At 71.3% G+C, this 20,189-nt stretch carries 15 protein-coding genes; 7 read left to right on the top strand and 8 right to left on the bottom strand.

Annotated features, from left to right (window positions below; translation table 11 throughout):
• The first annotated feature begins 50 nt into the window (after window positions 1–50).
• The 3 genes from J2Y70_RS02495 to J2Y70_RS02485 all read left to right on the top strand — a co-directional run bounded on the left by J2Y70_RS02495 (window position 51) and on the right by J2Y70_RS02485 (window position 4,677).
• The gene (locus J2Y70_RS02495) at window positions 51–788 is read left to right on the top strand and encodes an SIMPL domain-containing protein (protein WP_309912837.1); all 738 of its coding nucleotides are present in this window, start codon (window positions 51–53) and stop codon (window positions 786–788) included.
• Between the two features lie 283 nt (window positions 789–1,071).
• Window positions 1,072–1,743, top strand: coding sequence for an energy transducer TonB (locus J2Y70_RS02490; RefSeq protein ID WP_263397807.1), 672 nt, complete (start codon window positions 1,072–1,074; stop codon window positions 1,741–1,743).
• A 216-nt stretch (window positions 1,744–1,959) separates the two neighbouring features.
• Window positions 1,960–4,677 carry a TonB-dependent receptor gene (locus J2Y70_RS02485; RefSeq protein ID WP_309912834.1) on the top strand — a complete coding sequence of 906 codons (2,718 nt, stop codon included), beginning with the start codon at window positions 1,960–1,962 and terminating at the stop codon, window positions 4,675–4,677.
• 246 nt (window positions 4,678–4,923) lie between these two features.
• On the opposite strand, the gene rlmH is transcribed toward J2Y70_RS02485, so the two are convergent.
• Entirely contained in the window at window positions 4,924–5,394 is a 471-nt protein-coding gene (gene rlmH / locus J2Y70_RS02480; RefSeq protein ID WP_263110001.1) for a 23S rRNA (pseudouridine(1915)-N(3))-methyltransferase RlmH, read from the bottom strand.
• Window positions 5,395–5,598: 204 nt separating this feature from the next.
• On the opposite strand from rlmH, the gene J2Y70_RS02475 reads away from it, so the two are divergent.
• A complete protein-coding gene (locus J2Y70_RS02475; RefSeq protein WP_309913257.1) occupies window positions 5,599–7,140 on the top strand; it encodes an alkaline phosphatase PhoX in 1,542 nt (513 codons plus the stop codon).
• A gap of 352 nt (window positions 7,141–7,492) precedes the next feature.
• Here the strand turns inward: J2Y70_RS02475 and J2Y70_RS02470 are convergent, their stop codons facing one another.
• The 7 genes from J2Y70_RS02470 to J2Y70_RS02440 form a co-directional block, all read right to left on the bottom strand.
• Window positions 7,493–8,659, bottom strand: a complete 1,167-nt coding sequence (locus J2Y70_RS02470) for a J domain-containing protein (RefSeq protein WP_309912832.1) — start codon at window positions 8,657–8,659, stop codon at window positions 7,493–7,495.
• Window positions 8,652–9,068 (bottom strand): ribosome silencing factor, encoded by a 417-nt coding sequence (gene rsfS / locus J2Y70_RS02465; protein WP_263397804.1) that lies wholly within the window; start codon window positions 9,066–9,068, stop codon window positions 8,652–8,654. Before rsfS ends, J2Y70_RS02470 begins: the two co-directional genes overlap by 8 nt.
• Before the next feature lie 56 nt (window positions 9,069–9,124).
• Window positions 9,125–9,862: a nicotinate-nucleotide adenylyltransferase gene (nadD, locus tag J2Y70_RS02460; protein ID WP_309912830.1), complete on the bottom strand. Its 738-nt coding sequence runs from the start codon at window positions 9,860–9,862 to the stop codon at window positions 9,125–9,127.
• A gap of 50 nt (window positions 9,863–9,912) precedes the next feature.
• On the bottom strand, window positions 9,913–10,947 hold the full coding sequence (gene holA / locus J2Y70_RS02455; RefSeq protein WP_309912828.1) for a DNA polymerase III subunit delta: 1,035 nt from the start codon (window positions 10,945–10,947) through the stop codon (window positions 9,913–9,915).
• Window positions 10,948–11,132: 185 nt separating this feature from the next.
• Window positions 11,133–11,717: an LPS assembly lipoprotein LptE gene (gene lptE / locus J2Y70_RS02450; protein ID WP_309912826.1), complete on the bottom strand. Its 585-nt coding sequence runs from the start codon at window positions 11,715–11,717 to the stop codon at window positions 11,133–11,135.
• A gap of 151 nt (window positions 11,718–11,868) precedes the next feature.
• The gene (leuS, locus tag J2Y70_RS02445; RefSeq protein ID WP_309912824.1) at window positions 11,869–14,511 is read right to left on the bottom strand and encodes a leucine--tRNA ligase; all 2,643 of its coding nucleotides are present in this window, start codon (window positions 14,509–14,511) and stop codon (window positions 11,869–11,871) included.
• 267 nt (window positions 14,512–14,778) lie between these two features.
• A complete protein-coding gene (locus J2Y70_RS02440; protein WP_309913254.1) occupies window positions 14,779–15,351 on the bottom strand; it encodes a DUF998 domain-containing protein in 573 nt (190 codons plus the stop codon).
• Between the two features lie 289 nt (window positions 15,352–15,640).
• Here J2Y70_RS02440 and trxA point away from each other — a divergent pair, with 289 nt between their 5' ends.
• The 3 genes from trxA to J2Y70_RS02425 all read left to right on the top strand — a co-directional run bounded on the left by trxA (window position 15,641) and on the right by J2Y70_RS02425 (window position 19,993).
• Window positions 15,641–16,504 carry a thioredoxin gene (gene trxA / locus J2Y70_RS02435; protein WP_309912823.1) on the top strand — a complete coding sequence of 288 codons (864 nt, stop codon included), beginning with the start codon at window positions 15,641–15,643 and terminating at the stop codon, window positions 16,502–16,504.
• A 160-nt stretch (window positions 16,505–16,664) separates the two neighbouring features.
• Complete coding sequence (locus tag J2Y70_RS02430; protein ID WP_309912821.1) at window positions 16,665–18,344, top strand: FecR domain-containing protein; 1,680 nt, start codon at window positions 16,665–16,667, stop codon at window positions 18,342–18,344.
• Entirely contained in the window at window positions 18,341–19,993 is a 1,653-nt protein-coding gene (locus J2Y70_RS02425) for a CHASE2 domain-containing protein (RefSeq protein ID WP_309912818.1), read from the top strand. Before J2Y70_RS02430 ends, J2Y70_RS02425 begins: the two co-directional genes overlap by 4 nt.
• Window positions 19,994–20,189: the final 196 nt, after the last annotated feature.

The raw sequence follows: 20,189 nt of genomic DNA, 5'->3' as shown, positions 1-20,189 counted from the left end.
GCGTTCATTGTCGCGGCAACACCCTCGCCCCATCTTCAAGGAGAACACCGATGCGTCCACTGTCCGTCCGTCCGCTGCTGCTGGCCCTGACCCTCGCCCTAGGAGGCACGATGACCGCCCATGCCCAACCCGCCGCGCCGGCCTATGCCGTGCCCGCCGACGGCACCATGCTCAACATCGCCGCCCAGGCCGAGGCCAGGCACGCGCCGGACGTGGCCACGCTGTCGGCCGGCGTGGTCACCCAGGCCACCGACAGCGCCGCGGCGATGCGCCAGAACGCCGAACAGATGACCAAGGTGCTGGCCGCGGTCCGCGCCGCCGGCATCGCCGACAAGGACGTGCAGACCAGCGGCATCAGCCTCAGCCCGCAATACAAGTACGCCGAGAACCAGGCGCCGCAGGTCATCGGCTACCAGGCCAGCAATTCGGTCAACCTCAAGGTGCGCGACATCGCCAAGCTCGGCAAGGTGCTCGACGCGCTGGCCGCGCAGGGCGCCAACCAGATCAACGGCCCCACCTTCGAGATCGACGATCCGGAGCCGTTGTACGACCAGGCCCGGGTCGATGCGCTGAAGAAGGCGCAGGCCCGCGCGCAGACCTACGCCAAGTCGCTGGGCCTGCGCGTGCGCCGCATCGTCAGCATCTCCGAAGGCGGCGGCGGCGGCGTGCGGCCGATGCCGATGATGCGCGCGATGGCGATGAAGGCGGAGATGGACAGCACCCCGGTGGCGACCGGCGAGAGCAGCGTGTCGGTCAACCTGGACGTGGTGTTCGAACTGGGCAAGTAACCCCTGCCGTCCATGTGTTCCGACGACGGCGCCTGCGGGCGCCGTCGTCGTTTCTGCACCACGAACGTCGGGCATCGGCCCCGCACGGTGCGGGCACTGAGCGGCCGCCACGGCAGGGCAGCACCTCCCGCACGGCGCTGCCTTGCGGTGACGCTTGCCAAATCGAGGGCAACAGGCTCAATGTCGGAGACGCGGACGGATGCCGCCTTGACCCCGTCCGCCGCGCTGACGCGTTTGGTCGTACCGCAAGTCCACAAGACGCACATCATCATGGAGGTGGATCATGGTTCGCACGCAACTCCCCGCTCCCTCGTTCGGCATCGACCTGTCCCGGATCCTGGCGCTCAGCGCCGCGATCGGCCTGCACCTGCTCGCCTTGCTGCTGCTGTTGATCCCGCTCTCGCACGTGACGCCGCCACAGGAACAGACCAAGGCGGAACCGCGCTGGCAGCAGCCGATGGTGGTGCCGATCACCCCGGCGCCGCCGAAGCCCACGCTGCAGCCCGAGAAGCGGCCCATGACCCAGCCGCGGGTACCGACGGCGGTGCCGACCCCGCTGCCGGTGCAGGCGCCGTTGGTCGATGCGAGCCCGGCGCCGGTGCTGGCGGCGACCGCCGATCCGGCGCCTGCGCTGGCCGAACCCAGCGTGCCGCCCGGACCGTCCAGCGCACCGCTGGCCGGCATGCAGTTGCAGTACCTGCGCGCGCCGGCCCCGCCCTACCCGCGCGACGCCTTGCGCGCCGGCCTGCAGGGCAGCGTGCTGCTGCGCGTGCTGGTCGGCGTCGACGGCCAACCGCTGGAGGTCAGCATCGCCAAGAGCAGCGGCCACCGGATCCTCGACCAGGCCGCGCGCGAGCAGGTGCTGAAGCGCTGGAAATTCCATGCTGCATTGCAGCAAGGAACCCCGGTTCAGGCTTACGGGCTGGTGCCGGTGGATTTTTCGCTGGGCCGTTGAACGCGGGCGCGGCCCCGGCGGCGGAAGCGCCCGCCGGGGTCTTTTAATTCAAAATTCACAATTCATTCACGATAAATACACCTAGATGGGAGCCAGCCGGCCTTCATAAGCCGGCGCTTTTAGCAAAATTAGAAATCAAAACTTGCGCTTCCAGTTAGGAGAGAGACTGTGAACACCCTGAACCAACGGCGTGCAACCCGCCGCCATATCCTTTGCGTGTCCGTCGCTGGCGTCCTCGCCACCGCTGCCGCCGTTCCCGCCGCATTCGCGCAGGAGGCGGCGACCAACCTCGACCGCATCACCGTCACCGGCTCCAACATTCCCCGCACCAACACCGAGACCCCGTCTCCGGTGCAGGTGGTCACCCGCCAGGAAATCGACCGCACCGGCAAGTCCACGGTCGCCGAGTACCTGCAGACCCTGACCTCCGACGGCGCCGGCTCGATTCCCAAGAGCTTCGGCAACGGCTTCGCCGGCGGCGGCGCCGGCATCTCGCTGCGCGGCCTGGGCGCCGGCTCCACCCTGGTGCTGTTGAACGGGCGCCGCATGGCGACCTACGGCCTGGCCGACGACGGCCAGAAGGTCTTCACCGACCTGAGCACCATCCCGCTGGACGCGGTCGAGCGGATCGACATCCTGAAGGACGGCGCCTCGGCCATCTACGGCTCCGACGCGATCGCCGGCGTGGTCAACATCATCCTGCGCAGCGACTTCGAAGGCGCGATCCTGCGCGGCTCCTACGGCATGTCCGGCGACAGCGACGGCAATGCCCGCAAGGCCACCCTGACCGCCGGTACCGGCAACCTCGCCAACGACGGCTGGAACGCCTTCTTCAGCCTGGACGTGGGCAAGTCCGACGCGATCAAGATCAGCGACCGCAAGGACCGCAAGTGGATCGGCACCGGCGACATCCGCCGCTACGGCTACGACGCCGCCGACGCCCAGTTCCTCGGCGGCGCCTACCTCAGCGGCGGCACTGCCGGCGGCGTGGGCCCGAACGGCTCGGTGTTCGACAGCACCGCCCACCTGGTCGCCCTGCCCGGCTGCGCCGGCCTGACCACCATTCCCGGCCAGACCGATGCCACCGCGCAGGCCCAGGGCTGCCTGTGGGATCCGGCGCAGCAGTACCGCGACCTGAGCCCGGAAGAGAAGTACGTCAACGTGTTCGCCCGCGCCAGCTTCGCCTTCGGCGAGGGCGGCGAGATCTACACCGAGATCGGCTACTCGAAGAAAGAGACCGTGTTCTCCAACACCCCGTCCGGCGTGTCCGGCGGCTGGGGCTACCCCGGCGGCCCGGTCAACGCCAACAGCGGCGCCGGCGCCACCATGCTCTACGCCGGCCACCCGGACAACCCGCTGCCCACCGCCGCGCGCGTGCGCTACAGCGCCTGGGACGTGGGCCCGCGCGTGACCGACAACACCAACGAGTTCAACCGCTTCCTGGTCGGGGTCAAGGGCAACTGGGGCGAGTGGAGCTACGACACCGCCTACCTGCACTCGGGGACGGACCTGATCAACAAGCGCACCGGCTTCCTGCGCTACAGCGCCGTGCGCTGCGTGCTGGGCAACCCGGCCTGCCCGGCCGGCACCTGGCGCATCGGCGACAACGCCAGCCTGAACTCGCAGGCACTGTACGACTTCATCTCGCCGACCATCAGCGCGACCGCCAAGTCCAGCCTGGACATGTTCGACTTCACCGTGTCGCGCAGCCTGGCCGACCTGCAGGGCGGCCCGCTGGGCCTGGCGCTGGGTACCGAATGGCGCAAGACCAGCAACAGCCTGACCCCGCAGACCTTCACCGACATCGGCGACATCATCGGCCTGGGCTACTCGGCCTATGACGGCACCCAGAACGTCTACGCCGCCTACGCCGAGCTGTCGGCGCCGGTGCTGGAGCAGCTGGAACTGTCGGCGGCAGTGCGTTACGACAAGTACGAGAGCGGCGACAGCAAGGCGACGCCGAAGCTGGGCGTGAAGTGGACCCCGACCGACTGGATCGCCCTGCGCGCCAGCTACGCCGAAGGTTTCCGCGCGCCGAACCCGGCCGAGAACGGCGACGGCGGCCTGGCCGCGTTCTCCAACGCGCGCGATCCGGTGCGTTGCGCCATCGATCCGGCCAACGAGTGCACCGCGCGTTCGGTGGCGATCATCACCCGTCCGAACTCGGCGCTGGAGCCGGAAGAGTCCAAGAGCTACTCGGTGGGCTTCGTGCTGCAGCCGACCGCCAGCACCTCGCTGACCGTGGATGCGTGGCAGATCAAGCGCACCAACGAGATCGCCCAGGGCAGCACCGCCGACGCGATCGCCTCCGGCAACGTGCTGCGCGACAGCAACAACATCGGCGGCGTGGCCAACAGCGGCACCATCCTGGCGGTCAACACCGCGTACGTGAACGCCAACTCCTCGCGTGTGCGCGGTGTCGATGCCGACGTCCGCCAGACCTTCGAGATCGGCCCGGGCCAGCTGGAAATGGACCTGCAGTGGAGCCACCTGCTCAAGTTCGAGCGGACCGAAGGCGACACCACGGTCGACTACGTCGGCACCCACGGCAACTGCGACGTGACCAACTGCATCGGCACCCCGCAGGACCGCATCAACTTCGGCACCACCTGGAAGCAGGGCAACTGGAGCGTCAGCGGCGTCGTCAACTACATCGACAGCATCGAGAACAAGGACCGTCGCGGCGGCGACTACCTGGCGTTCTACGCGGACGGCAGCCCGGTCGAGAAGATCGCCTCGTTCACCACCTTCGACATGTCGGGCCGCTGGAACGTGACCGACGCGTTCGAACTGAACGCCTCGGTGCAGAACGTGTTCGACCGGATCGCTCCGCTGGATCCGGCCACCTACGGCGGCGTCAACTACAACCCGCTGCACTTCAGCGGCGCGGTCGGCCGCTACTTCACGGTGGGCGCCAAGTACACGTTCAACTGATCGAACGCGTTACGCTGTACACGAGAAGCCCGGGCGCAAGCCCGGGCTTTTTTGTGCGCGTCGATGGCGTGACCTGCGATTGCGATGCCGGCGCTGCGGCTACAGCGTCGCGATTGGCGCCTGCGCGTTCGCAGCCGCGCCGATCGGCCAAGCAGCGATCGTGCTGCCGACGAGACGGCAGCAGCGGATCTTCATCATTGGAATCCTGCGCTCGATCGAGCGAGGTATTGCGCCAGCGATCCGCGATCAGGCGCGATGGTAGGGATGGTTGGCCAGCATCGCCGCGGCGCGGTACAGCTGCTCAGCCACCACCAGGCGCACCAGCATGTGCGGCAGGGTCAACGGCCCCAGCGACCAGGATTCGCTGGCCACGGCCAGCACCTCGGGCGAATGGCCTTCGGGGCCGCCGATCAGCAGCGCCAGGTCGCGCCCCTGTCCGCGCCAGTGTTCCATGCGCTGCGCCAGCTGTTCGGAACTGTGCGCCTTGCCGGGCACGTCCAGCGCCACCACCAGCGCGTTCTTCGGCAGCGCCGCCAGCACGCGGCGGCCTTCGTCCTCGATCGCGCGCTGCGCATCGCGGCCCTTGCCGCGCAGCCCGGGCTCGATCTCGACCAGTTCCAGCGGCAGCCAGTGCGATAGGCGCTTGCGGTATTCGGCGAAGCCCTGCGCGACCCAGGCGGGCGCGCGTTCGCCGGTGGCGATGAGTCGGCATTTCATCGGCACATGATAGCCGCCGTGCCGATGGCAGCGCGGCGCACGCATAGGCGACTGCCAGTGTTTGGCCTCGCTCAGCCGGAAAACAGCGATGACGGCACCGGCTTCCCGCACGAAGCCGCGCCGGGATTTGTCTACCGCGATGTCACGCAAGCGTTAGCCGGCCTGCCTAGGGTCGGGGCCACCTCAGCCAGCAGGAGCCGCATGATGCATGTCTTCGACCCCGCCCGCCGACACGTCCTCAAGAGCAGCGCCGCCGTGATGGCGATGGGCGCCATCGGCAGCCTGGGCGCGCTGCAGTCGCGCCAGGCGCACGCCGCCACCGCCGCGGCGCAGCTGTCGCCGGTACCGAGCCGCTACGGCCCGCTCGCCCCGGTCGCCGACGACAGCACCGGGCTGCCGCTACTGCAGTTGCCGCGCGGCTTCCGCTATCGCTCCTTCGCCTGGAGCGGCGACCGCATGGACGATGGCCAGCCCTGCCCCGATCGCCACGACGGCATGGCGGTGGTGGCGGTGCGCCGCGCGCGCGGCGGCGGTCGCGGCGACGAACGCGTCCATGGCCACGGTATGGAATACGTGCTGATCCGCAACCACGAACGCGGCGCCACCGCACCGATCCGGGCGCCGGCGATGTACGACACCGGCATCGTCGGCGACGGCCAGCCGGCCGGCGGCGGCACCACCACGCTGAGCTTCCGCAACGGCCGCTGGGACCGCCTGGAGCCGAGCCTGGGCGGCACCCTGGTCAACTGCGCGGGCGGTCCGACGCCGTGGGGCACCTGGCTGAGCTGCGAGGAGATCAAGAGCGATGCGGTGTCCAGCAGCGGCCGCAAACACGGCTACGTGTTCGAGGTGGACCCGGACAGCGCGCGCACCAGCGGCCGTCCGCTGCAGGGCCTGGGCCGCTTCAGCCACGAGGCAGTGGCGGTGGACCCGCGCACCGGCATCGTCTATCTGACCGAGGACGACCGCAACAAGGCCGGCCTGTATCGCTTCATCCCCAACGACCGCCGCGGCCGCTACGGTTCGCTGGAGAACGGCGGCCGGCTGCAGGCGGCGCGGGTCAAGGGTCGCCGCAACGCCGACCTCACCGTGGCCGCGGTAGGGCAGAGCTTCGACCTGGAGTGGGTGGACATCCCCGAGCCGGACCTGGACAGCATCGTCGCGCCGAGCGGCTTCGCCGACATCGGCGCCGGCGAGACCCTGAGCGGGCCGTTCGCGCAGGCCTGGAGCGAAGGCGCGCTGCGCATGAGCCGCGGCGAGGGCATCTGGTACAGCTACGGCAAGATGTTCATCGTCGACACCAGCACCGGCACCGACGCGCAGGGACGCAAGGGCCGCGGCAATGGCGCGGTGTGGGTACTGGACCTGCTGAGCCAGCGGCTCAAGGCGCTGTTCGTCAGCGGCGACCAGCTGGCCGCGCACAACCCCGACAACGTCACCGTCAGCGCGCGCGGCGGCGTGGTGCTGTGCGAGGACGGCGGCGAAAGCCCGGACGCATACGGCCCCGGCTCGCGGCTGATCGGCCTGACCCGCGCCGGCGAATCGTTCTACCTGGCCAAGAACAACATCGCACTGACCTCCACCCAGCTGGCCAATGCCGGCAAGACCGTCGCCGAGGGCGACTACCGCGACAGCGAGTTCTGCGGCGCATGCTGGGATCCGCTGGCGCGCACGCTGTTCGTCAACATCCAGACTCCGGGCATCACCCTGGCGATCACCGGGCCTTGGGAGCGCGGGCCGCTGTAGGCGGCGCGGCGCCACAGATGCGACGGCCGCGCGCGCGATCGCGGCCGCCGCAAAACGACGACGGCGCCCGCAAGGCGCCGCCGTCCCCGGCGTGCCGCCGGCGACGCTCGGCGCAGCGCCGATCCACCCGGCCAACGCATTTTTCGCGGATAGCGACGCGACTCGCGAGCGTCTTCGACTCGCGCATTCGCAGCCGCAGGCGTTTGCTGAAGCGATTGTGGTCCAAGGATGCCGTACGGCATTCGTGCGCGTCCCGGTGATGACCCTGACCTGCTGCGGCCAGACCGATGCCACATAGGCGCAGGCCAGCGCCGTCGCCACGATCACGACACGCGCGCCGTCCAGCGCGCGCCTAGTCGTCGCGTTGCGCGTCGTCCAGCATGGCCTGGAACAGCAGGGCTTCGCGCGTCACCTCGGGCGGCTGCGCATCCTGTCGCCTGAGCCAGTGCCGCAGGCTCGGCGCGTGCTGCAGCTCGCGCAGATCCTCGGCCAGCGCGTCGATCTCGTCCTGCAGCGCGCGCTTGATCTCGGCCATCGCCGCCTGCAGCCGTTCCGGCTTGAGCCGGCGCGTGCCGAACACGGCGTAGTCGGCCTTGAACGCGGCGTCGATGCGCCGCAGTTCGTCCTGCGTGGCCTGCAGCTGCTCGCCGAGCATGCGGTTGTAGCGCTCGATGCGGGTGTCGGCCATCGTCGCGAACGCGGCGGCGTCCAGCTGGCCGGCCTGCAGCTGCAATTCGAGCAGGCCGAGCAGGTCGGCGTCGGCATAGACGGCGTTGAGCCGTTGCATCAGCGCGGTCTTGCGTTCGCGCTGCTGCGGATCGGCCTCACGGTCCGGGTGCAGCGCCGCCGCCAGCCGGCGGTACAGCTCGCGCAGCGCGGTCTGCGGATCGAATGCAGGCACCGGTGCGGCCGACGCCGCGCGCCGCGCCTGCTTCGCCTTGCGCGCGGACGCCGCGGCCTGAGTCTGTCGGCGGCGCTGCTGCAGGCGCTCGAACAGCGCCTGTGGCGTCGCCAGGTACGGCAGCGCGTCGGCGTTCTCGCCGAAATGCGCGGCGATCATCGCCCGCAGCGCCGCATCGGAGGCGGCGATGCGCTGGTCGAACGGCGTGTCCGCGTGGCGGTCGTGGAGCGGTTTGAGCTCGAGCAGGCCGGCGTCCTCGATCAACGGCTCGGCCAACAGGCAGATCTGCGCCGACAGCGCGGCGCGGTCGGCCTTGCCCAGCTTCTGCGCCATGCACAGCGCGTCCAGCGCCAGCACGCGCTCGGCATGCAGCTGGTCGCGCCGCTGCAACAAGGGCTGCACCTGTTCGTGGAAGCGCTGCTGCCAGCGCGGCAAGGCCTCGCGCCAGGCGGCGAGTTCGCCGCGGCTGCGTTCCAGTTGCGCGACCAGCGTGTCGAAGCGCGCGCCCGCGGCGCTGCGCAGCGCGCTGCCGGCGCAGGCCAGCACGGCCGACAGCGCCAGGTCCGGGGTTGCATCCGCCACCGGCGCAGCGTCGCGCCGGTGCGTTGGATCAGGCATCGCGCGCGTCGTCGTCCGCGTCGCTCGGCGGCTGGTCGCCGACCGTCCACAACCGCTCCAGCGCATAGAACTCGCGCACCCGCGGCAGCATCACGTGCACCACCACGTCGCCGAGATCGACCAGCACCCACTCGGCCTCGCGCTCGCCTTCCACGCCCAGCGGCATCACGTCCAGCTTCTTGGCGTGCTTGATCACCTCGTCGGCGATCGACTTGACATGGCGGGTGGAGGTGCCGGAGACGACGATCATGTAGTCGGTGACGCTGGACTTGCCGCGCACGTCGATTTCCACCGCGTCCTTGGCCTTGAGTTCCTCCAGCGCGTTGCGGACATGGGCCAGCAGCACCGGCAACGGCGGCGGCGGGTTGGGAAGTTGGGTCTTGATGACGTGGGCTTGTTGACTGGACAAAGGTGCGAACTCGATGGAATGGGGCGAATTATAGGGAACTGCGCGAAGACGCGTATTCAGCTGGCCGCGGCCGGGGCCCGCGCATACAGTCCGGCGGCACGGATGTAGTCCGCCACCGCGGCCGGCACCAGCGGCGCCCAGTCGCCGCCGGCGGCGATGCGCGCGCGCACCTGGCTCGCCGATTCGGTGCGCAGCGGCTGCCGCAGGCACCATAGCCGGCCGCCCGGCGCCGCGGTCAGCGCCTGCGGCGAGGCCGCCCAGCGCCCCGCCACCGCCTGCGCCAGTTCGGCCGGCAGCGCGCGCTCCCAGCCGCTGCCGGCGCGGTCGGCGACGACCAGGTGCGCCGCATCGAGCAGGCTGCGCCAGTCGCGCCAGCCGTTGAAGCCGACGAAGCTGTCGGCACCGACCAGCAGCGCCAGCGGCGCGGCGCGGCCGAGTTCGGCGCGCAGCTCGCGCACCGTATCGATGCTGTACGAGGCCACGCCCGGCTGCGCCAGCGCGCGCTGCAGTTCGTGCCGGTCCAGCAGCAGCCCCGGCTCGCCGGCGATCGCCAGCGCCAGCATCTCGCAGCGTTGCCGCGCATCGGCCCCGGGCGCGTCGCGATGCGGCGGATCGGCGGCCGGCATCAACCGTACCGGCACCCCGAACGCCTCGCGCGCCGCCCGCGCGATCGCCAGGTGGCCGTTGTGGATGGGGTCGAAGGTGCCGCCGTAGATGAGGTGGAGCTTTGGGGACCGGGGACCCGGGACCGGGGACCCGGGAACAGCAAAATCTAGAGCGCGTGCCCTCGCCAAATTTCCGCTTTTCCGGGTCCCCGGTCCCCGGTCCCCGGTCCCGCCCCTACTCATACCACCAACAACCGCACCGCCCGCGCCTCGGCGATGGCCAGCAGCAGGCGCTCCAGCGCGATCCAGGCGTCGCCGTCAGCGCGGCCCTTGGCGATGCGGTCGATGCGTCCGGCCTCGGCGGCGAAGCGTTCCCAGCGGCGCGGTTCGGCATGCCGTTGCAGAGCGCGCTTGAACGGCGCCTGGCGCGACTCCCAGATACCCTGCCCCTTCATCTCAGCGGCCAGGTTACCGCCGGCGGCCTGGACCTTGGCCAGCGCCGCGGTGCGCAGCAGTTCCTTGATCAGGATCGGCAGCAACGCCGCCACCGCTTCGCCTTCGGCGCGCAGCCCGGCGAGCATGCGCCCGACCGCCGGCGCCTGCCCGGCCAGGGTGGCCTCGGCCAGGCGGAACACGTCGTAGCGCGCGGCATCGGCGACCAGCGACTCCATCGCCGCCACGTCCAGGCTCTGCCCGTCGGCGAGCAGCGCCAGCTTGTCGATCTCCTGCGCGGCCGCCAGCAGGTTGCCCTCGACCCGCTCGGCCAGGCGCTGCACCGCGCCGGCATCGGCGCGCAGGCCCTTGCTGCGCAGGCGGCGCTCGATCCAGTCGCCCAGCTCATGCGGCTTGATCGCCCAGGCCACCGCGACCACCCCGAGCCGGCCGACCGCGTCGGCCCACTTGCCCTGGTGCGCCTTGCTCCACTCGTTGCAGGTGATCAGCAGCACCACGTCCGGCGGCGGATCGGCGCAGAACGCACTGATCACCTCGCCGCCTTCCTTGCCGGGCTTGCCGCTGGGCAGGCGCAGTTCGATCAGCCGGCGCGGGCTGAACAGGCTCGGCGCGTTGAAGCTGGAATACAGCTGGCTCCAGTCGAAATCGCGGCCATCGGCGTCGAACACCTCGCGTTCGCCGATGCCTTCGGCGCGCGCGCGTGCGCGCACCGCGTCGGCGGCTTCGAGCACGCGCAGGGTTTCCGGGCCGGCGATCAGGTAGACCGGGTGCAGCGGCTGGGAGGCCGGCTGGGTGACAAGTTGTTCGGGGCGCAATTCCATGGCGGCAGCCTACGCCCTGTTGGCGCGGTTGGGAGCGGCCATGCCGCCGCATCCGCCGTTCGGGCGCGCCGCTGCGCCGCAGGCGCGCTGCCGCTGCGAAACGTGCAGCGCCCGGGCGCCGGGCCTTGTACGCGCGCAAGGCGCGCCGCCGGCCACGGACGATGGCGACGGCATGACCCAGGCGGTCAAGGCTGCGGCGTGGTCGCCGGCTTGCCTTCGACCGGGGTTCCGGTCGCCGCCGGCGGCGCTGCGTTGACGTCCTTGCCGGCGCGCACTTCGGCGCGCACCACGCTGTCGATCCGGCGCAGCATCGAGGCGGACATCTCACGGCGCAGTTCGTCGGCCAGGATCTCGCGCTCGGTGGTGGTGCCGGTGGCGTCGGTCGGCGGCGACACGTAGTCGCGCGACAGCTCGATCACCTGCTGCGGCACCAGCACGCTGCCGTCGGCGCGGCGGAACACGAAGATCGCCGCGTAGCGCAGGCTGTACTCCTGCGCGCGGCCCTCGGCGTCGAGCGCGATCGGCAGGTCGCCCCAGCGTTCGGACAGCACTTCCAGGCGCGCCACGCCGGTGTTGACGTCCTTCGGCGCGATCTCGGCGCCGGCGGCGCGCAGGCCGCGCTCGAGCAGCTTCACCAGCTCGCTGTACGGCGCCGAGGAGACCACCTTCACCGATGGCGTGCCGGCCGGCAGGGTCAGCTTGTCGCGCAGGTGGAAGCCGCAGGCGGTCAGGGACGTCGCGAGGACGAGGGCGAGCAGGAGTCGGGTCATGGACACAGTCTGGAGGAGCCGGCTGGGCGCGGCAACAGGCGGCTAGCCTGCCGGATGCCGCGTGAACGAGGGTTGAGACGTGCCGCGGCGCGCGCGGGCGCACACGGCGCCGGAGCGCGGCGTGCGCCGGCGACGCGCGCGGCGCGATGGTTCACGCCGCCACCAGGTTCACGATCTTGCCCGGCACGATGATGATCTTGCGGATGCTCAGGCCTTCCAGGAACTTGGCGGTGTTGGGTTCGGCCTGGGCCAGCGCCTCGATCTGCTCGCGCGGGGCGTCGGCGGCGACCTCGATGGTGCCGCGCAGCTTGCCGTTGACCTGCACCGCGAGGGTCAGCGCGTCGCGCACCAGCGCGGCCGGGTCCGGCTGCGGGAACGGCAGGTCTTCCAGCAGCGTCGGCGCATGCCCCAGCGCCTGCCACAACGCATGGCTGGCGTGCGGGGTGATCGGATTGAGCAGCAGCACCGCCGCTTCCAGCGCTTCCTGGCGCACCGCGCGGCCCTGCGCGCTGGCATCGTCGAACTTGGCCAGCGCGTTGATCAGCTCCATCACCGCGGCGATGGCGGTGTTGAAGCTGTGGCGGCGGCCGTAGTCGTCGGCGACCTTGCCGATGGTCTCGTGGGTCTTGCGCCGCAGCGCCTTGTGCTCGGCGGTGAGCGCGGCCGCATCCAGCGCCGGTGCGGCACCATCGGCGACATGCTTGTGCACCTGCGCCCACAGCCGGCGCAGGAACCGCGCCATGCCGTCCACGCCGGCCTCGTTCCACTCCAGCGACTGCTCCGGCGGCGCGGCGAACATCGAGAACAGGCGCACCGTGTCGGCGCCGTACTTGCCGACCATCGCCTGCGGGTCCACGCCGTTGTTCTTGGACTTGGACATCTTCTCGGTGCCGCCGATCTGCACCGGCTGGCCGTCGGCGATCAGGCTGGCGCCGACGATGCGGCCGCGCTCGTCGCGCTGCACGTCCACCTCGGCCGGGTTGATCCACTCCTTGGAACCGTCGCCGTTGTCGCGGTAGTAGGTCTCGGCGATCACCATGCCCTGGGTCAGCAGGTTGGTCGCCGGCTCGTCGCTGTCGACCAGGCGCGCATCGCGCAGCAGCTTGTGGAAGAAGCGGAAGTACATCAGGTGCAGGATCGCGTGCTCGATGCCGCCGATGTACTGGTCCACCGGCAGCCAGTAGTTGCCGCGCTTGTCGACCATGTCCTTGGCGCCGGGCGAGGTGTAGCGCGCGTAGTACCAGCTCGACTCCATGAAGGTGTCGAAGGTATCGGTCTCGCGCTCGGCCGCCGCGCCGCACTGCGGGCAGGTGGTCTTGCGCCATTCCGGATCGGTCTTCAGCGGCGAACCGGTGCCGCTCAGCGCCACGTTCTCCGGCAGCAGCACCGGCAGTTGGTCTTCCGGCACCGGCACCGCACCGCAGCTGGCGCAGTAGATCACCGGGATCGGGCAACCCCAGTAGCGCTGGCGGCTGACGCCCCAGTCGCGCAGGCGGTAGTTGATGCGGCGCTGGCCCTGGCCCTTGCGCTCGAAGCGCTCGGCCAGCGCCTCGAACGCGCCGTAGTAATCCAATCCATCGAACTCGGCCGAGTTGACCAGTTCGAACTCGCGGGTCTTGTCGGTGTACCAGTCGCGCCAGACGCTCGGTTCCCAGCTGCGCTCCTCGTCGTTCTTCGGCGCCTTCAGCGCGATCACCTGGCGGATCGGCAACGCATACTTGTTGGCGAACTCGAAGTCGCGCTGGTCGTGGCCGGGCACCGCCATCACCGCGCCGGTGCCGTAGCCCATCAGCACGAAGTTGGCGACCCACACCGGCACCTGCTCGCCGCTGACCGGATGCACCGCCACCAGGCCGGTGTCCATGCCGCGCTTTTCCTGGGTCTCCAGTTCCGCCTCGGACACCCCGCCCTGCTTCAGCTCGGCCAGCAATGCGGCCAGCTGCGGGTTGGACTTGGCCGCATGCAGCGCCAGCGGATGCTCGCTGGCGATGGAGACGAAGGTGACGCCCATCAGCGTGTCCGGGCGCGTGGTGAACACGCGCAGCGGATCCAGCGCGGCGCCGTCGGCGTCGCGCACTTCGAACTGGATTTCCAGCCCTTCGGAGCGGCCGATCCAGTTGCGCTGCATGGTCTTGACCGATTCGGGCCAGCCCGGCAGCTGGTCCAGGCCGTCCAGCAGCTCCTGCGCGTAGTCGGTGATGCGCAGGAACCACTGCGGGATCTCGCGCTTCTCCACCAGCGCGCCGGAGCGCCAGCCGCGGCCGTCGATGACCTGCTCGTTGGCCAGCACGGTCTGGTCGACCGGGTCCCAGTTCACCACCGCGTTGCGGCGGTAGGCCAGGCCCTTGCGCATCAGCCGGGTGAACATGCGCTGCTCGTGCACGTAGTACTCGGGCCGGCAGGTGGCGAATTCGCGCGACCAGTCGATCGCATAGCCCAGCGACTTGAGCTGGCTGCGCATGTGCTCGATGTTGGCGTAGGTCCACTTCGCCGGCGCGGTCTTGTTCTTGATCGCGGCGTTCTCGGCGGGCAGGCCGAACGCGTCCCAGCCCATCGGCTGCAGCACGTTCTTGCCGTTCATGCGCTGGTAGCGGCTGATCACGTCGCCGATCGTGTAGTTGCGCACGTGGCCCATGTGCAGCGCACCGGACGGATACGGCAGCATCGACAGGCAGTAGAACTTGGGCTTGTCGGAGGTCTCGTTGACCTCGAAGGCGCGGGTGGCGTCCCAGAACTGCTGGGCGGACGATTCGACCTGCTGCGGGTCGTAGGCGGTGGGCTCGACGGCGGACATGGAAACGGGCAAGGGCCAGGCGGCAACAAAGCGGACAAGGGTACCGCAGCGCAGGAAGCGGCTCCAATCCCGGCGACGAGCGGCGGCGGCGGCGCCTGCCCGGACGCAACGCGGCGGCGCGCACGCCGACGGCCGCCAGCGCGCCCGCTGCGGGGAAAACCACGCTCGCCGCGCCCCTCGCAGCGGCATGCCGACAGCGCGCGAGCCTGGTCCAGGGCCGCGTCGCAACCGCCCGCGACCGGCACCGATTGCGCAACGGCCAGGGTTTCAGCGGGCGCCCGGCAGCGCCTGCAGACCTGGCCAGCAGGCCAACAGCGCCAGCCAGGCCCACCACAGCGCGAACACCAGCCGCTGCGCCACCGCCGCCGACAGCAGCGCATCAAGGGCGAACGCCCCGAGCGCGGCCAGCGCCGCCACCGCCAGCGCGGTGCGCGCCCAGCCGCGCGCGCCGGGCTGGCGCCACGCGCCGGCGGCCAGCAGGCTCGCCGCCGCCACCAGCGCTACCACCCACAGCAGCCAGACGCTGGCATGCAACTGGGTGGCGCGCGATTCCAGGTCGGCCGGGTCCAGCGGCAGCAGGCCCATGCCGGCGAAGGCCAGCCCGGCCAGCAGCAGCGCCTGCCCGCCGACGCGCAGCGTCCACGGCGCGCCGCGGCCAGCGCGCTGCAACAGGCGCAGCGCCAGCAGCGCCGCCAGCGCCCCGGGCGACACGAACGCCAGCAGGTCGAACGCCCAGGCATGCGGTATCCCGCGGGCACCGAGCAGCGCGACCGGGTGCGACCACGGCAGGTAGCCCGGCAGCGCCAGCCCGAAGCCCACCACCGCAGCGACGGCGGCCATCGCCAGCAACGGCCCCGCGTAGCGCAGCGCCTGATCGTATCGGTTCGTCACCTTGTCTCCCGGCACTGCGCCGCCACGCCACCGCGGCGCGCCAAACGCCCATTGTCGCCGCTGCGGCCGCGGCTGGCACCCTCCCCGCCTGGCACGGCGGCAAGCGCCGCGGCGTCCGCCAACGCTGCCGGCACGGTGCGCCGCGGGGACCGCGCGCAGACCGCCGCCGCCGCTCCCCTTGCGCCGCCGCCGGTCTGTCACCATAGAAGCCATCTTCTTCGCCTGCCACGATGCCCCCATGTCCGACATGCCCCACGTTTTCGACGCCAAGACCGAGACCTTCGAAGCCGAGGTGCTGCAGAAATCGCTGCAGACCCCGGTACTGGTGGATTTCTGGGCGCCATGGTGCGGCCCGTGCAAGACCCTGAGCCCGATCCTGGAGAAGCTGGCCGCCGAGTACCACGGCGCGTTCGAACTGGCCAAGGTCGACGTGGACCAGGAGCAGCAGATCGCCGCCGCCTTCCAGATCCGTTCGGTGCCGACCGTGTTCCTGGTCAAGGACGGGCAACTGGTCGACGGCTTCCCCGGCGCCATGCCCGAAGGCCAGCTGCGCGAGTTCCTGACCCAGCACGGCATCGTGCCGCTGCCGGCGCCGGCCGAGGTCCAGGAGGACGCGCCCGCCGCGCCGCTGGACCCGCACGCCGAGGTGTTGCGCCTGCGCGAGGCGGTGGCGGCCGAGCCGGACAAGGACGAACTGAAGCTGGACCTGGCGCTGGCGCTGGTGAAGACCGGCGCCGCCGCCGAGGCGGAGGCGCTGATCGATGCGCTGCCGGCCAACCTGGCCACCGACGAGCGCGCGGTGCGGGCGCGGGCGCGGCTGGGCTTCGTCAGCGCGCTGCAGGCGGCGCCGCCGGCGGAGGCGCTGCAGGCGGCGATCGCGCAGGACCCGGCCGACCTGAAGGCGCGCTACCTGCTGGGCGTGCATCGGCTGATCGCCGGCGACGACGAGGCGGCGCTGGAACAGTTCCTGGACATGCTGCGCCAGGACCGCGCGTTCGAGGACGGCCTGGCCAAGAAATCGCTGATCGATGCGTTCCGGGTGATCGAGGACGAGGACCTGGTCGGGCGCTATCGGCGTAAGATGTCCGCGCTGTTGTTCTGAGATTCATGTCACGGACGGGATCGGTTGGCGATGATTCCGCGGTTCGGCCACCCAGTGGCCGGACGAGTCGTCCGGCTCCCTCCGCGACATCACGACCAGGGGAAATCCACAGGCCCGGCCCGTCCGGCGTCGCGCACCCGGTCCTTGCCAGGGCGAGACGTTGAGCAGCCAGAACCGCATCCCCTCCCGTCGCCGCCTGCCGATGCCCGTGTGGCGGCTGCTCGCCTTGCTGCTGCTGGCCTGCGCGGGCCTGGCGGCACCGCCGCCGGCCGCCGCCCAGGACTGGGTCTACCGGGTCCGCCCCGGCGACACGCTGTGGCAGCTGCGCGATCTCTACCTCAAGCCCGGCGTGGACTGGCAGCGCCTGGGCCGGCACAACGCCGTGGCCGATCCCTATGCGCTGCCGCCGGGGCAGCCGTTGCGCTTCCCGATCGCCTGGCTGCGGGTGCAGCCGGCGCCGGCGCGGGTGATCGCGCTGCGCGGCGGCGCCAACGTGCTCGGCATCGGCAGCGCGACGGCGCCGGTGCGTGAGGGCATGCTGCTGCCGATCGGCACCACCTTGCAGACCGAGGCCGAGGCCAGCGTGACCGTGCAGTTCGCCGACGGCTCGCAGATGCAGGTCCGCGAGAACAGCCGCGTGCGCTTCGACCAGCTCGCCCGCTACGGCGCCACCGGCATGGTCGATACCCGGGTGCGGCTGGAACAGGGCCGCGCCAGCAACGAGGTGGTCCCGGCCCAGGGCCCGGCCTCGCGCTACATCATCCAGACGCCGGCCGGCACCAGCAGCGTGCGCGGCACCCGCTTCCGCGCCGCCGCCGGCGGCGACGGCCAGCTGGCCGCCACCGAGGTGCTGCACGGCGTCGTGCAGGTCGGCAATCCGCACGGCCGGCAGGTGCTGCATCCCGGCGAGGCCTCGCGCATGGCCGCCGACGCCTCGCCGCTGCAAGAACGGCTGCTGCCCGCGCCGGTGCTGGACGAGCAGCGCAGCCGCCTCGACCACGCGCCCTACCTGCTGGCCTGGCAGCCGCTGCCAGGCGCGGCCGGGTACCGGGTCGAAGCGGTGGATGCCGAGCAGCGCCAGGTGCTGCGCTTCGCGCGCCAGACCGCGCAGGCGCAGATCGCGCTGGACGATCTGCCCGCCGGTCGCCTGCTGTTGCTGGTGCGCGGCATCGCCGCCACCGGCGTGGAAGGCGAGGACGCCGAACGGGCGCTGCAGGTCTGGGCCACGCCGCTGCCGCCGCTGACGCTGCAACCCTTGCAGCAGCAACAACTGCGCACGCCGCATCCGCGCTTCGAATGGACCCGCAGTGCCGATGCCACCGCCACCGTGCTGCAACTGGCGCGCGATGCCCAGTTCGGCGAACTGGTGTTCGAACGCACGACCGACGCCACCCGGCTGCGCGCACCGCTGCCGTTGCCTCCGGGCGACTACTTCTGGCGCGTGGCCTCGCGCGATGCGCAGGGCCGCCAGGGCCCGTTCGGACAGCCGCTGCAGCTGCAGATCAGCGACGCGCCGCTGGACCCGTCGCTGCAACCGCCGGAAGCGGCCAAGGGCCAGTTGACCCTGCGCTGGCAGGCCGGCGAGCCCGGGCAACGCTACCGCGTGCAGATCGCGCGCAAGCCGGACTTCGCCGCGCCGCTGCTGCTCGACCGCACCCTCGACACCCCGCAGATCTCGTTGCCGCGACCGCGCGGCGGCACCTGGTACGTGCGCGTGCAGCAGGTGGACGACGACGGCTACGCGGCACCGTTCTCGCCGACCCAGGTGATCTCGCTGCCGTGCCGGAGCTGTTACCTGGGCGGCGGCGCCGGCGCGCTGCTGTTGTGGTTGCTGCTGTGAAGGCGCCCACGCCGCTACGCTGGCTTGCGGCCGCGGCGGCGGCGGCGCTGGCCGCAGGGTTCGGCCTGTCCGACGGCCTGTGGCGGCTGGACAACACGCTCTACGACACGCTGGTGACGCACTGGCGCTACACGCCCGATTCCAGCGTGGTGCTGGTGATGGTCGACGACCGCAGCCTGCAGGCGCTCGGGCAATGGCCGTGGCCGCGCAGCACCCACGCGCGCCTGCTCGACCGGCTGAGCGAGGCCGGGGTCAAGCGCGTGGCGCTGGACCTGGTGCTGAGCGAACCCGACCAGGCCGACCCGGACAACGACGCGCGGCTGGCCGCGGCGCTGCGCCGCAACGGCAACACCGTCCTGCCGGTGACCACCAGCAGCACCGACGCCGGCGAGATGCCGCAGGAACTGCTGCCGGTGCCGGCCATCGCCCGCGCCGCGGCCGGGCTGGCGCATACCGACATCGAGATCGATGCCGACGGCGTGTCGCGCGGCATCTACCTGCGCGCCGGCCTGGGCAATGCGCACTGGCCGGCGCTGGGCGTGGCCCTGGCCGGCCTGGCCCCGCCGTGGCCCGGCCTGGCTTCCGACGCCGGCCCGGCCGCGGATGCGATGCCGTATCGCTGGCACCGTGACGACTACGTCGGGGTCCGCTATGCCGGGCCGCCCGGCAGCTTCCCGCAGCTGTCCTACGTCGACGTGTTGGAAGGCCGCGTGCCGGCGCAGGCGCTGCGCGGCCGGCGGGTGATCGTCGGCGTCGGCGCCACCGGCCTGGGCCAGCGCTTCCTGACCCCGATGTCGCACGAAAGCTGGATGAACGGCGCCGAGTACCAGGCCAACGTGGCCGCGATGCTGCTCGGCGGACATGCGATCACGCCGCTGTCGAAGAACCAGCAGATCGGCACCTCGGCGCTGCTGGCCCTGCTCGCCGTGCTCGGCATGACCTATTCGGTCCGCCACCGGCGCTGGCCGTGGTTGGCGCTGCCGGTCATGCTGGCGCTGATCGTGGCCGGCAGCCTGCTGTGCGCGCTGGCCAGCGGCCGCTGGTTCGCGCCGACCGCGTGCCTGGCGGCGGTGACGCTGGTGTCGGCCGGCTGGCTCGGCCTGCGCATCGCGCACTGGCAGCGCCAGGCCCACCGCGACGGGCTCACCGGGCTGGCCAACCGCCACAGCTTCGAACTGGCGTTCCGCCAGGAACTGGCGATGGCCCAGCGCAGCGGCAAGCCGCTGACCCTGATCGTCGTCGACATCGACCACTTCAAGCGCTACAACGACGCCCTCGGCCACCACAGCGGCGACCGCGCGCTGACCCTGGTCGCCGCGGCGGTGGCACGCCATGCGCGGCGCGCGCACGACGTGGCCGCGCGCTTCGGCGGCGACGAGTTCGCGATGATCCTGCCCGACACCGCGCTGGACGACGCGCGCCAGATCGCCGAAGCGCTGCTGGAGGACATCCGCCAGCTGACCGTGCCAGGGCCGCAAGGCCCGGTGCCGATCACCGTCACCCTCGGCGTGCACAGCACCACGGTCGACGCCGAGACCCGCAACCGCGACTTCTTCGCCCAGGCCGACGCGGCGCTGTACCGGGCCAAGACCGCCGGCCGCGACGGCTACGCGTGCAGCACGCCCGGCCAGAGCCTTGGGAAGCGATGAACTCGCCACGCCGTGGTTCGGCGCGCGCGCGGCAAGCAACAACGGGTGCAGGCCGGCGATAGGCGACCGCGACGCCGACGCGTCCGCACCCCGGCGTGGAAATTTTGCGCTGCCATCGCCCGCTGGCAGCGCAGGCCCGGCCCACCATACCCATGCGAATGGTAAGCTCGCCGCTTCGCGTCCTGCCTTCCATCCG

The organism is Xanthomonas sp. 1678, assembly GCF_031455575.1.
In the GTDB taxonomy this organism is placed as follows: Bacteria; Pseudomonadota; Gammaproteobacteria; order Xanthomonadales; family Xanthomonadaceae; genus Xanthomonas_A.
This window is presented reverse-complemented; position numbering and strand designations above follow the sequence as displayed.